This window comes from Gemmatirosa kalamazoonensis (assembly GCF_000522985.1).
GTDB lineage: Bacteria > Gemmatimonadota > Gemmatimonadetes > Gemmatimonadales > Gemmatimonadaceae > Gemmatirosa > Gemmatirosa kalamazoonensis.
The window spans coordinates 305,390-316,624 of record NZ_CP007130.1 but is presented as its reverse complement, the minus strand read 5'-3'; the positions used below and the strand labels follow the sequence as shown (position 1 = coordinate 316,624).

The 11,235-nt window shown below is 74.4% G+C and carries 11 protein-coding genes; 7 read left to right on the top strand and 4 right to left on the bottom strand.

What is annotated here, in order from left to right:
* Window positions 1-59: 59 nt before the first annotated feature.
* The 3 genes from J421_RS29175 to J421_RS29165 form a co-directional block, all read right to left on the bottom strand.
* A complete protein-coding gene (locus tag J421_RS29175) occupies window positions 60-1,712 on the bottom strand; it encodes an ankyrin repeat domain-containing protein (RefSeq protein ID WP_025414661.1) in 1,653 nt (550 codons plus the stop codon).
* 154 nt (window positions 1,713-1,866) lie between these two features.
* A complete protein-coding gene (locus J421_RS29170) occupies window positions 1,867-2,343 on the bottom strand; it encodes a hypothetical protein (RefSeq protein ID WP_025414660.1) in 477 nt (158 codons plus the stop codon).
* A 126-nt stretch (window positions 2,344-2,469) separates the two neighbouring features.
* Window positions 2,470-2,679, bottom strand: coding sequence for a hypothetical protein (locus tag J421_RS29165; RefSeq protein ID WP_025414659.1), 210 nt, complete (start codon window positions 2,677-2,679; stop codon window positions 2,470-2,472).
* A gap of 189 nt (window positions 2,680-2,868) precedes the next feature.
* Between J421_RS29165 and J421_RS29160 the strand changes: the two genes are divergently transcribed.
* The gene (locus tag J421_RS29160; protein ID WP_025414658.1) at window positions 2,869-3,699 is read left to right on the top strand and encodes a helix-turn-helix transcriptional regulator; all 831 of its coding nucleotides are present in this window, start codon (window positions 2,869-2,871) and stop codon (window positions 3,697-3,699) included.
* Here the strand turns inward: J421_RS29160 and J421_RS29155 are convergent.
* A complete protein-coding gene (locus J421_RS29155; RefSeq protein ID WP_025414657.1) occupies window positions 3,689-4,825 on the bottom strand; it encodes a hypothetical protein in 1,137 nt (378 codons plus the stop codon). The genes J421_RS29160 and J421_RS29155 overlap by 11 nt on opposite strands.
* 104 nt (window positions 4,826-4,929) lie before the next feature.
* Between J421_RS29155 and J421_RS29150 the strand changes: the two genes are divergently transcribed.
* The 6 genes from J421_RS29150 to J421_RS29125 all read left to right on the top strand — a co-directional run bounded on the left by J421_RS29150 (window position 4,930) and on the right by J421_RS29125 (window position 11,081).
* Window positions 4,930-5,754, top strand: coding sequence for a helix-turn-helix domain-containing protein (locus tag J421_RS29150; RefSeq protein ID WP_025414656.1), 825 nt, complete (start codon window positions 4,930-4,932; stop codon window positions 5,752-5,754).
* Between the two features lie 40 nt (window positions 5,755-5,794).
* Window positions 5,795-7,117, top strand: a complete 1,323-nt coding sequence (locus tag J421_RS29145; protein ID WP_025414655.1) for an alpha/beta hydrolase-fold protein — start codon at window positions 5,795-5,797, stop codon at window positions 7,115-7,117.
* Window positions 7,114-9,633, top strand: coding sequence for an ABC transporter permease (locus J421_RS29140; protein ID WP_025414654.1), 2,520 nt, complete (start codon window positions 7,114-7,116; stop codon window positions 9,631-9,633). The genes J421_RS29145 and J421_RS29140 overlap by 4 nt, the downstream gene beginning before the upstream one ends.
* 220 nt (window positions 9,634-9,853) lie before the next feature.
* A complete protein-coding gene (locus J421_RS29135; RefSeq protein ID WP_025414653.1) occupies window positions 9,854-10,057 on the top strand; it encodes a hypothetical protein in 204 nt (67 codons plus the stop codon).
* A 299-nt stretch (window positions 10,058-10,356) separates the two neighbouring features.
* Window positions 10,357-10,839, top strand: coding sequence for a response regulator (locus J421_RS29130; protein WP_025414652.1), 483 nt, complete (start codon window positions 10,357-10,359; stop codon window positions 10,837-10,839).
* Window positions 10,836-11,081: a hypothetical protein gene (locus J421_RS29125; protein WP_148306619.1), complete on the top strand. Its 246-nt coding sequence runs from the start codon at window positions 10,836-10,838 to the stop codon at window positions 11,079-11,081. The genes J421_RS29130 and J421_RS29125 overlap by 4 nt, the downstream gene beginning before the upstream one ends.
* The last annotated feature ends 154 nt before the right edge of the window (window positions 11,082-11,235 follow it).

Below are 11,235 nucleotides of genomic sequence, written 5' to 3'. Positions count from 1 at the left end.
GGCGGCGCGGCCAGGGTTTGACCGCGCCGTCTCGTCCGGGGCTGTCGTTAGGCATCACGTCACGGCGCGAACCCCCGCGCGCGCAGGGCGTGCACGACCGACGGCCGCGCCAGGCGCTCGGGCGGCTCATGCCACCGGTTGTACGCCTCGGCGCGCGTCGCGCCCGCGTCGAGGAGCAGGTGCACGATGGCCGGGTAGTCGTCGTCGTTGGCGCGCGGGCTGAAGCGCGAGCCGTGCGCCGCCCACGCGATCGGCGAGCTGCCGTAGCGCGAGTCGCGCGCGTTCACCGGCGCGCCGTGGGCGAGCAGCTGCCGCACGAGGGCGACGCGCCCGTGCCACGCCGCCCAGTGCAGCGCGGTGCCGCCCCACTCGCTCTCCACGCCCAGCGGCCAGCCGAGCGACAGCATGATCGCCACCGCCTCCGGGTGGTCGTCGTCCAGCGCGACGTGGATCGCCCGCGCGGCCTCCTCGTCGAGCGCGGCGACGAGCCCGGGGTGCGACGCGACGAGAGCGTGCGCGCCCGCCGCGTCGCCCGTTAGGCAGGCGTCGAGCAGCCGGTCCACGGGTGCGAGACGCGCCACGTCGGCCCCGGCGGCGGCGAGCGCGTCGGCCGCCGCGCGGTTCCCGGCGCGTATCGCGAGCACGTACGGTGTCGCGCCGTCGGTGCGCGCGGCGTCCACCCGCGCGCCGTGCGCGAGCAGCGACTCGATCGCGGCCGCGCCGTGGCCGCCCGCCGCGACGCGGTGCAGCGGCGTCTCGCCGAGCTGCGCGCGCGTCTGCCCGTCGCTCACGCGGCCGAGCGGCACGTTCGGGTCCGCGCCGTGCGCGAGCAGCCACGCCATGCCGCGCATCGCCGCCGCGCCGATCGGGTTCGACGCCCGGTGCGACGCGAGGAAGTAGAGCGGCGTGGTCGCGCCCTCCACGGGGCCGCGGCTCGGGTCCGCGCCGTGGGCGAGCAGCAGCTCGAGGATCTCGCGACGGTCGTGCTGCGCGGCGTGGTACAGGCTCTCCCCGTCGGTGGGCGCGGCGCCGCGCTCGAGCAGCAGCCGCGCGACCGCGACGTTGCCGGCGAGGCACGGGTAGTAGAGCACGGGAAGCCGATCGGGCCCGTCGGGCAGCGGCACGCTGGTGTTCGGGCTCGCGCCGGCGTCGAGGAGCAGGCGCACGAGCCGCACCTGTTCGGCCTCGGTCACGCCGCGGGCGCGCTTCACGTCGGAGAGCGCGGCGTAGACGAGCGGCGGCGGCTCGTCGGGCGGTGCGGGGCGCGCCGCCGCCGACGGATCGGCGGCGAGCCGCGCCTCGACCGCCGCGACGTCGCCCGCGGCGCAGGCGCACGCCAGGTCGTGGTGCGCGATCGCCGGGTGCGTCTCGAGCACGGCCAGCGCGCGCGCCGTGTCGTCGCCGCGCACGGCCTCGAGGAAGCGCGCCGCGTGGACGTGCAGCGGGTCGAGCCGCTCGTAGGCGGCCTTCAGCGCCGCCCAGTTGTCGTGGCCGTGTTGCCGCGCGACCGCGTGCTGGACGTCGGCGAGCCGGATCGCGGTTCGCACGCCCGCGTCGTCGAGCGCGGCGAGGCGCGGAAGCAGCGCGCGGAGCGCGGCGAGGACCGGCGCGTCGCCGGCGCGGGCCTGGCGGAGGAGGCGCTTCGCCTCGCGGCGAACGGCGTCGAGCGCGGAGCGGGCGCCTTCGGCGGGCGGGGAGGGCTGGTCGGACATGTACGATCTCCCTGATGCCCGGGTCCGCACGGCGGGGCGAGGAGGTCGTAGGCGCGCACGGCACGACACGCAGCAGGCGGGAGACCCTTTCCGCGGACCGGAGGCGCCCTGCGCGCCGGCGGGAAGTGTGGCCGGCGCCGGACCGTGGCGCAACCTAGGGCTGCAGCCGAACCTGCAGCTCGTCGATCCGAGGCGCCGGCGTGTGCAGGAGCTTCTGCCCGCCGAAGCCCGTCGCGCGCAGCGTCGCGGGTCCCGGACGGAATCGCGCGAGCAGCGCGGGCGTGATCGGAACGGTCGGCGTGTACCGGAAGACGCGCGGGTCGAGGCTTCGGATCCGGTTCGTCCTCGCGCGCTGCTCCAGGAGCACCTCACGCCGCGGTCCCTGGACGAGCTCGAGCCGGATCCGGTTCGGCACCTCGCCCGATGCGATCACGTCGAAGCCGACCGCGGATCCCGGCGCCAACACGAGCGAGCTCGCGCGCGCCTCGATGTGCAGGATCTGCCGCAGCCGACGGCAGATGCTCCACGCGAACGAGACCGCGTACAGGCAGCCCGCCACGACCGCCGCGCGCCGCACGAAGCGCACGACGCGCGACTCGCGCTGGGCCATGGCGGCGGCGAACGTCGTCATGATCGATGATACGGTGGCCGAGTTACCGGGTCGTGTCGGACGGATTAGGCGTCGATTAACACGCCGATGCGACGCGCCGGGAGACGTGTGATCGGTCGACGCGCGAGATCCCGCGTCGGCGCCGCGTCAGGGCGCGCCGCGTCGGGCAGTCCGCCACGCGAGTCCGACGATGACGGCGCCGAGCACGACGACGAGGCCGAGCAGGAGCGGGAGCGTCCGCCGCATCTTCGCCCGCTGACCTGCGGCGTCGTAGTAGTACGTGCCCGGCGTCGGCCCCTCGCGGATGAGCCCCTGCCGGAGCAGGCGCTCGAACCGGCGCTCGTCGGCCTTCGTCATGCCGATCTCGTCGCGCCGGAGCGCGGTCTCGGGGCTGACCGCGCCCTTGCGTCGCAGGCGCGTCGCCGGCCGCTGCCTGGAGGAGCGTGAGGAGCGAGGGTGTCATGCGATCAGCTTGCACCGGGCGATGCCGCGCGGCCAGCTTCCCGTTGGGCATCTCGCTTCTCTCACCGCGCAAGGCCGCGAGCCATGACTGACCATGCGATCGGCGGCTATCGCGAATCGCCCCCACCCGCCGACCTGGCGTTCGCCGTCGAAGCGCTGTGGACGCACGCGACCGCGCCCGTGCGGCCCACCGTGCACCGCGTGGTGCCCGACCCCGCCGTGAGCCTGTGCTTCACGGGTGTGCGCGACGCCAACGGCCCGGGCTCGTCGCGGCTGATCCTCATCGGCCCGGTCGCGCAGGCGCGCATGTTCGCGCCGGAGCCCGGATCGCACATGACGTCGGTGCGCATCAAGCTCGAGTGGTGCCGCAGCCTGCTCGGCGTGGCGCCCGGTGAGCACGAGGATGCGGAACATCCTTACGCGCTCGCGCACCCTGCTCTCGGCGCGCCGCTCGAGGAGCGCCTGGCGCGCACCCGCACACCGGGCGACGCGCTGCGCGTCCTCGTCGAGTTCCTGCGCGCACGCACCGCAGCTGCAACGGTCGCGCGCCGCGCGTCACGCGCACCCGCGCCGCCGCTGGTCCGTGCAGGGATGGAGATGCTGCGCACGTCGGCCGGTCACCTTCGCGTCGATGCGTTGTCGGCGCCGCTCGGCGTGACCGACCGCCACCTGCGCCGCGTGATCCTGGCGGAAACGGGGATCTCGCCGCGGCGCTTCGCGCGCGTGCAGCGGCTCCACGCGCTCCTCCGCGACGCCGACCGCGCCGCGACGCCCGCCTGGGCGGCGCTCGCCGCGCGCCACGGCTACGCGGACCAGTCGCATCTGATCCGCGAGCTGCGCGCGCTCGCCGGTGCGACGCCGGGCCGCCTCGTCGCCGAGCGCAGAGCCGAGCCGAGCGTGAGCGTCACGGGCTGACGCGGATGCCGCGTCGCTCGGGCAGGTCCGCCGTGATCGCCCAGCCGCCGAACGTCTCGCTGACCGCGAGCCACAGCTCGTTCGGGCCGCGCCGGAGCGGCAGCGCCAGCTCGTCGAACAGTCCCACCGTGCCCAGAAACTCCGGGTCGCGAGTCGCGAAGCTCGCGTTGCCCGCGTAGAGCAGTCTCCCGTTCAGGAACACGCGCACGCGATCGCTGAAGCCGAAGCGCACTCGCGCCGTCATCGCGTGATCGGCGTCGAGCGTGACGGCCGCGACGACGGTGTTGCGGCCGCTGTCGACGCCCGCGAGTCGCGCGAGGTTCGCGATGCCGCGCTCCTCGACGTCGAGCGCGCACCAGCCGCTGCCGGGCACCGCGCCGGGAGCCGCCGCCAGCTCGGTGACGCCGGCGAGCGACGACTCGGCGAACGGCGGCGACACGCGCCACGAACGGACGATCGTCGCCGGCGTGGAATCGCGCACGGCGGGTGGCGTGCCGGTGAGGCGCGGCTCGCTCTCCGCTCGGACCACGACGTTCGCGAAACGCGCGGACCCCGGCGCCACCACGAACCCCACCTCGCCCGCGACCTCGGCACCACGCAACCGCGGGATGACCTGAACCGCCGTGTCGCTGTCCACGAACACCTCGGCGCGCGTGCCGGCCACCACGAGCTTGACGTGCATCCAGCGATCGAACGTCCAGCGGACCGCGGCGTCGTACGCGGGCCCGGTGTAGATCTGCCAGCCGTACAGGCCGTGCAGCACCGGCGTGTACTGCGTGGCGTCCGGCCGCCCGTTCGAGCCCGCGCGCATGTAGAACAGCTCGTAGTCCGTGCGACTGGCCGCGCGAAACGCGACGCCGGGAAACGCCGGCCCGTCGCCGAACGCGACGTCGAACTCTATGGTGCCGTTCAGGAAGCGGCTGCGCGTGAGCCACGCGGCACCGTCCCGCAGCAGCAGCGCGGCGCGGCCTCGATAGGGTTCGATGCGCGACTCCGCCGCGCGGATGTCCCAGGTCGCGCTGTCGAACGGCTGCTGCGCGGCGGACGGACGCGCGGCGAGCGGCGCGGTGAGCTGCGCCAGGGCGAGGAGGACGACGACGCGTCGCCGGAGTGGAGTGTCAGTCATGCCGCCAATCTTTGCCGCAGCACGGCGGCGCGATTGGACGTTTCGGACATGCGACGCGGTGCAGGTCGAGTGCACCGCGCGAGCCGTCCGTGTAACGTGATCCGATGGACGGCGACCCCGCGACCACGGACGGGCTGGCGGCCCGGCGGGTGCAGCGTGCGGTGACGCGCGCCGGTCTGCACGTGTTCGAGGCCGTGTACGAGCCACACTCACGGCTCCCCGATCACGAGCACGCCTCACCGTTCTTCTCGTACGTGCTGCGCGGCGCGTACGCGGAGCGCGCGGGCGGCGCGACCCGGGACTGCCGTCGAGGCGCCGTGATATTCCATCGCGACCACGAGTCGCACGCGAACGTCGTCGGCCCCCGCGGCACGGCGTCGCTGAACGTGGAGCTCGCGCTCGACGCATGGCGCGAGCTCACCGACGACGTCTCGCCGGCGCGCCGGATCGCGGGGCGCGTGCTCACCGACGACGTCGAGTGGCACGCGTTCGCGGTCTGGCGCGAGTTCCATCGGGACGACGACGGGAGCGCGCTCGGCATGGACGAGGCGGTGGCGCTGCTGTGCGACGCCGTGCGGGACCGCCGCGCGCGCGGCACGTTCGAGCCGCACCGCCGGCTGGACGCGTGCGCGGAGTACCTGGCGGGGCGGCTGACCGGCGCGGTGCGGCTCGCGGACGTCGCCCGGATCGCCGGGGTGCATCCCATGCACCTCACGCGGCTCTTCCGCCGACGCTTCGGCTGCTCGATGGGCGAGTTCGTCCGCCGGCGGCGCGTGGCGTGGGCGTGCGACCAGCTCGTGAGCGGGGAGGGCACCATCTCGAGCGTGGCGGCGCGGGCCGGCTTCTCGGACCACGCGCACTTCACGCGCACCTTCCGCCGCCTCACGGGGTGCTCGCCTCGCTGGTACCGCGAACGCGTGCGCTTCTAGCGTTCAAGACGACGCTCGTGTCGGGCCGCACATTTGCCGCATGCCGCGCGTCACTCACCTGCCGTCGTTCCTCATCGGACTCGCGCTCGCGTCGCCGGCGGCCGCCCAGCGCGAGCGCGTCGAGCCGTGGGTTCCGATCCGCATCGCCTCGCGTGCGCTCGGTCGCCGGACGATCGACGTGGCGGTGCCCGACGCCTACGAGCGAGGGAGCGACCGCTACGCGGTGCTCGTCGTGCTCGACGCCGAGGACCGCGCGATGTTCCGGCTCGCCATCGCGCAGGCCGCGTATCTGGCCGAGAACGCCGACGGCGTGCCGCCGATGATCGTCGTCGGCGTGGAGAACGGCGCGGACCGGCTGCACGACATGCTGCCCGCCCCCACCGGCTCGTCGGTGGCGGAGTTTCCCACCGGCGGCGGGGCGGACGCGTTCGCGCGTTTCCTCTTCGACGAGGCCCTGCCGGCCGTCCGGGCGCGCTACCGCACGCTGCCGACGACGGTCCTCGCGGGCTTCTCCGCGGGCGGCGTGTTCGCGCTCTACTCGGCGGCGACGTGGCCCGGACGCTACCAGGGTGTGATCGCCATGGACCCGGCGATCTGGTACAACGACCGACGTCCCGCCGTCGAGTACGCGGACGCGATCGCGCGATCGTCGGCGCGGCAGCGCATCTTCGCCGGACATCACGGCCTCGGCGACGCCGACATCGACACGACCACGCGCCGCTTCGCATCGCACCTCGACTCGATCCGACCGCCTAACGTCGCGTTCGCGCACCGCCGCTACCCCGACGACTGGCACGCGCTGGTGCCACTGTCGGCGCTCCCCGACGGCCTGCGCTTCGTCTTCGCGCCGGTGGCGACGCAGTCGCTGCCCATCGCCACGCTCGACGAGCGCGCCGACTCCGCGGCGGTCGTGCGCGCGCTCGCGGCCTCGGAGGCGATGTATGCCGACTCCGCGCGCACGCTCCTGCTGTCCGAGCGACTGCCGGAGCCGGACGTCAACCGTCTCGCCCGCGTCGCGTCGAACACGCTGAAGCAGCCGCGCGTCGCGCTGCTCGTGCTGCGGAGGAACGTGACGCTTCATCCCGGCTCGGCGCGCGCCGTGGCGCGCCTCGCGGCGGGCCATCTCGCGCTCGGCGACACGACCGGCGCGATCGCGCAGCTCCGGCGCGCGATCGCGATGGCGCCGTCGTCGCCGACGGAGCTGCCGGGCGACGCGCGCTCGACCCTCGACACGCTCCTGCAGCGACGCGCGCCGCGGCGGCGCGCGCGGCTCGTCACCGGCGCATGGCCGTCGGTGCGCGAGGACCGTACGCTTCGTCGCAACCCGTTCGTCATCGCTCCCGATTCCGTGAGCGCTCCATGACCAGCCCGAGGCTCGCGCTCCGCGCGCTCCGCCAGACGCCGTTCGTCACCGCAGTCGCCATCCTGTCGCTCGCCCTCGGCATCGGTGCGAACGCGGCGATCTTCTCGCTGTTCGACCAGCTGCTGCTCCGGCCGCTGCCCGTACGCGATCCGGCGCGGCTCGTGAACCTGGTCGCGCCGGGACCGAAGCCCGGCGCGGTGGCGTGCGGCATGGCGGGCAGCTGCGACGCCGTGTTCAGCTACCCGATGTTCCGCGATCTCGAGCGCGCCCCGGCGACGCGGGCCGTCTTGAGCGGGCTCGCGGGGCATCGCGACTTCGGGGCGAACCTCGCGTTCCGCGGGGAGACGCGGAGCGGCACGGGGATGCTGGTGTCGGGCTCGTACTTTCCGACCCTCGGTCTCACGCCGGCGCTGGGCCGGCTGTTCGGGGCGGCGGACGACGAGACGCCGGGCGCACACCCGCTCGCCGTGTTGAGCTACGCCTACTGGAACACCCGGCTCGGCCACGACCGGGGCGTGCTCGGCCAGATCGTCGTCATCAACGGGCAGGCGATGACCATCGTCGGCGTCGCGCCGCGCGGGTTCGAGGGGACGACGCTCGGCATGCACCCGGACGTCTTCGTGCCGCTCGCGATGCGCGAGCTGATGGCGCCGGGGTGGAAGGTCGTCGACAACCGCCGCGCGTACTGGCTCTACGTCTTCGGCCGTCTCGCGCCGGGGGCGACGGCGGAGCAGGCGGCGCGCGGCTTGACCGCCGCGTACCGGCCGATCCTCGCCGACGTCGAGGCGCCGCTGCAGAAGGGCATGAGCGCGGCGACGATGGCGCGCTTCCGCACGAAGCAGATCGTCGTCAAGCCGGGCGCGCGGGGGCAGAGCGCGCAGCCGACCGACGCCAGGGCGCCGCTGCTGCTCCTGTTCGCCATCACGGGCATCGTGCTGCTCATCGCGTGCGCGAACATCGCGAACCTGCTGCTCGCGCGCGGCGCGCGGCGCGCGGGGGAGATGGCCGTGCGGCTCTCGTTGGGCGCCGGGCGCGGTGCGCTCGTGCGGCAGCTGCTGACGGAGTCGCTGGCGTTAGGCGCGGCGGGCGGCGCGCTCGGTCTCGGAGTCGCGTACTGGACGCTCCGCGGGATCACCGCGCTGCTGCCCGCCGACGACGCCCAGACGGTTCACACGCGGCTCGACCCGACGGTCGTGGCGTTCGCCGCGCTCGTCGCGCTATGCACGGCGGTGCTGTTCGGCCTGTTCCCCGCGCTGCACAGCACGCGGCCGGGCCTCATCGGCACGATCCGGTCGAGCGCGGGGCAGCTCTCCGGCGCGAGGGCGGCGACGCGGTTCCGCACGTCGCTCGTGACGACGCAGATCGCGCTCGCGATGACGCTGCTCGTCTGCGCCGGACTGTTCATCCGCAGTCTCGTGAACGTGAGCCGCGTCGACCTCGGTCTCGCGACGGAGCGCGTCGTGACGTTCGGGATCTCGCCGCAGCTCAACGGCTACGCGAACGCGCGGTCGGCGGCGTTGTTCGAGCGGCTGGAGCAGGAGCTCGCGGCCCAGCCGGGCGTCGCGGCCGTCACGGCGGCGCGCGTGCCGCTGCTCGCGGGCAGCAACTGGGGCACCGAGGTCGCCGTCGAGGGATTCCACCGCGACGCCGACACCGACGCCAACGCGCGCTACAACCAGGTCGGCGCGGGCTACTTCCAGACGTTAGGCAGCGCGCTGCTCGCCGGGCGGGCATTCACGGCCGCGGATGGCCCGGGCGCCCCGAAGGTCGCGATCGTCAACGAGACGTTCGCGCGGAAGTTCGGCCTCGGACGGCAGGCGGTCGGCCGGCACATGGCCATGGGCAACATCGGCAGCGACGCCGATCACCGGCTCGACATCGAGATCGTCGGGCTGATGCGCGACGCGAAGTACTCCGAGGTCAAGGGCGAGACGCCGCCGACGTTCCTCCTCCCGTTCCGGCAGGACAGCGCCATCGGCGAGATGAACTACTACGTGCGGACGACGCTCACGTCCGAGCAGGTGCTGCGAGCGATTCCGCGCATCGTGCAGTCGCTCGACCCGAACCTGCCGGTCGAGAACCTCAAGACGCTGCCGCAGCAGGTGCGCGAGAACACCTACCTCGACCGCCTCGTGAGCGTTCTCGCCGTCGCGTTCGCGGTGCTCGCGACGCTGCTCGCGGCGATCGGGCTGTACGGCGTGCTGGCGTACACGATCGCGCAGCGGACGCGCGAGATCGGCGTGCGCATGGCGCTCGGGGCGAGCCGCGCCCAGGTCCGCGGGATGGTGCTGCGCCAGGTGACGCGCATGACGTTCGCCGGCGGCGTCGTGGGCGTCGCGGCGGCGCTCGCCCTCGGCACGGCGGCGAAGTCGCTCCTGTTCGGGCTCCCCGGCTGGGACCCGCTGTCGATCGGGCTCGCGGCGGCCCTGCTCGCGCTCGTGGCGTACGGGGCGGGCTATCTGCCCGCGCGCCGGGCCGCGACCGTGGAGCCGATTCGGGCGCTGCGATACGAGTGACCGGAGCGGGCGTCCTGCGTCGTTGCCCGCGCCGTTAGGCGGCTGCGCGCGTCGCGGTGACGCGAATACGGGCCGTGCGGCGTATTGCTGATCGGCACCGCCACACTGTCGCGCGCGGCGGGGTCACCTGACTCATGCTGGCCCGCCGCGACACCCGTACCGTGTGGCAGACGACGCCGATACGGACCCGCCCGATCCCCGCACCGGAGGAAGCACTGCGATGACGAACCCCCGCCAATCCGTCCTCGAGACGGCCGAGTGGCCCGCGGCGCGCCAGCGCTCGGCCGCGCTGGTGAGCCCGCAGGTCATGGCGCGGGTGGTCCGCCGCCTGGAGGATGCACTGAGCGCGCTCGACCTCACCGGCCGCGTGAGCGCACGCGCCCGCGGCGTGGTGTGCGTGCGCTCGCTCGAGCGCGCGGACTGAGCGACGGCGCCGGGCGTACGGTGCGGTCGCGCGTGTTCGTCGGGGCGCACCGGCGATCGTCATCGCGCCCGTGCCGGCGGCGGACGCGCGCCGTGCAACGCCGCGGTGCGCGTGGGCCGTGGTCGTGGAGCCGGAAATGCAGTACGGTGGTCACTTCACGGTTCGGCTGACGCAGCCGCCGTCTCTCCGGTCCCCAGACGCCCTCCCGGGTCCGTCGACCTCTCCCAGACCGCGCCCCCGTCAGCGCCCGCTCGACCCGCCCGGCACGCCGCCGGGCGTTCCCGGTCCCGGAGCGCTGCATGTGCCCGTTCGATCTCGGCGACGGCCCGGCGGCGGAGCCGGCCGCGCGCGCGCCGTCCGCGGTGCCGCCGGTGCTCCTCGTCGACGACGTCCCTGCCGACGCGGCGGCGAGTCGCGCCGTGCTCGAGCGCGGTGGGTACGAGGTCGCCGCGGAGGTGGACGGCGACGTCGTGCTGCGGCTGGTGCGCGCCGCCCTCACGCGCTGCGTGGTGTCCGAGCTGCACATCGGGTGCGCCGAGGGGCCGTGCGTCGTCATGGTGCTCAAGGGGGACCGGCGCCGGCTCCCGCGGCTGCGCGTGCTCGTCTACACCCGCCACCGGAGTGCCGCCGATCTCGACCGGGCGCTGCAGACCGGCAGCGACGCGGTGTTGTACAAGCCGGCCACCGCCAGTGTGCTGTTGCGCGAGGTGCGCCGACTCGATGCGCTGGGCGGGACGAACGGCGGATCGGAGGACGGCCGCGCCGGAGGTGCGGCGCCGTGAGCGTTGCCCGAGACCCGTTAGGCGCGCCCCTCTGGAACGCGCCCGACGCCGTGCACCTCGTCGACGCCCACGGCATCGCGTGGCGCGTGGTGGAGTGCGACGCCGCGCTCGTGCCGGGCTCGCGTGGCGCGCGGTGCCTCATCTTCCTCTCGGAAGGGCTGGTGCGCCGCGCGTGGAACTTCCCGCTCCACTGGCGCGCGCTCGCACCGGTCGATCTCGAGGCCCTCATGGCGCAGCCGTAGCTCGGAGATCCGGCACGCCCTCCCCGGTCTCCGACCGTGCGCTGCCCGAGGTGCCGGTTGGACCGGGCACGCAGGATTGTCGAGAAAATGTCCTAGACAGTTTCTTGACTCTGTGCGGTCCCCGGCACACCTTCCGAGGGTCCGGCACGGTCGC

Excerpts from the sequence above, each read along its gene's own strand:
- J421_RS29160 (WP_025414658.1), top strand. The coding sequence starts at position 2,869 with ATGACTGACCATGCGATCGGCGGCTATCGCGAATCGCCCCCACCCGCC.
- J421_RS29130 (WP_025414652.1), top strand. The coding sequence starts at position 10,357 with ATGTGCCCGTTCGATCTCGGCGACGGCCCGGCGGCGGAGCCGGCCGCG.
- J421_RS29135 (WP_025414653.1), top strand. The coding sequence starts at position 9,854 with ATGACGAACCCCCGCCAATCCGTCCTCGAGACGGCCGAGTGGCCCGCG.
- J421_RS29165 (WP_025414659.1), bottom strand. The coding sequence starts at position 2,679 with ATGACGAAGGCCGACGAGCGCCGGTTCGAGCGCCTGCTCCGGCAGGGG.
- J421_RS29140 (WP_025414654.1), top strand. The coding sequence starts at position 7,114 with ATGACCAGCCCGAGGCTCGCGCTCCGCGCGCTCCGCCAGACGCCGTTC.
- J421_RS29150 (WP_025414656.1), top strand. The coding sequence starts at position 4,930 with ATGGACGGCGACCCCGCGACCACGGACGGGCTGGCGGCCCGGCGGGTG.
- J421_RS29175 (WP_025414661.1), bottom strand. The coding sequence starts at position 1,712 with ATGTCCGACCAGCCCTCCCCGCCCGCCGAAGGCGCCCGCTCCGCGCTC.
- J421_RS29170 (WP_025414660.1), bottom strand. The coding sequence starts at position 2,343 with ATGACGACGTTCGCCGCCGCCATGGCCCAGCGCGAGTCGCGCGTCGTG.
- J421_RS29145 (WP_025414655.1), top strand. The coding sequence starts at position 5,795 with ATGCCGCGCGTCACTCACCTGCCGTCGTTCCTCATCGGACTCGCGCTC.
- J421_RS29155 (WP_025414657.1), bottom strand. The coding sequence starts at position 4,825 with ATGACTGACACTCCACTCCGGCGACGCGTCGTCGTCCTCCTCGCCCTG.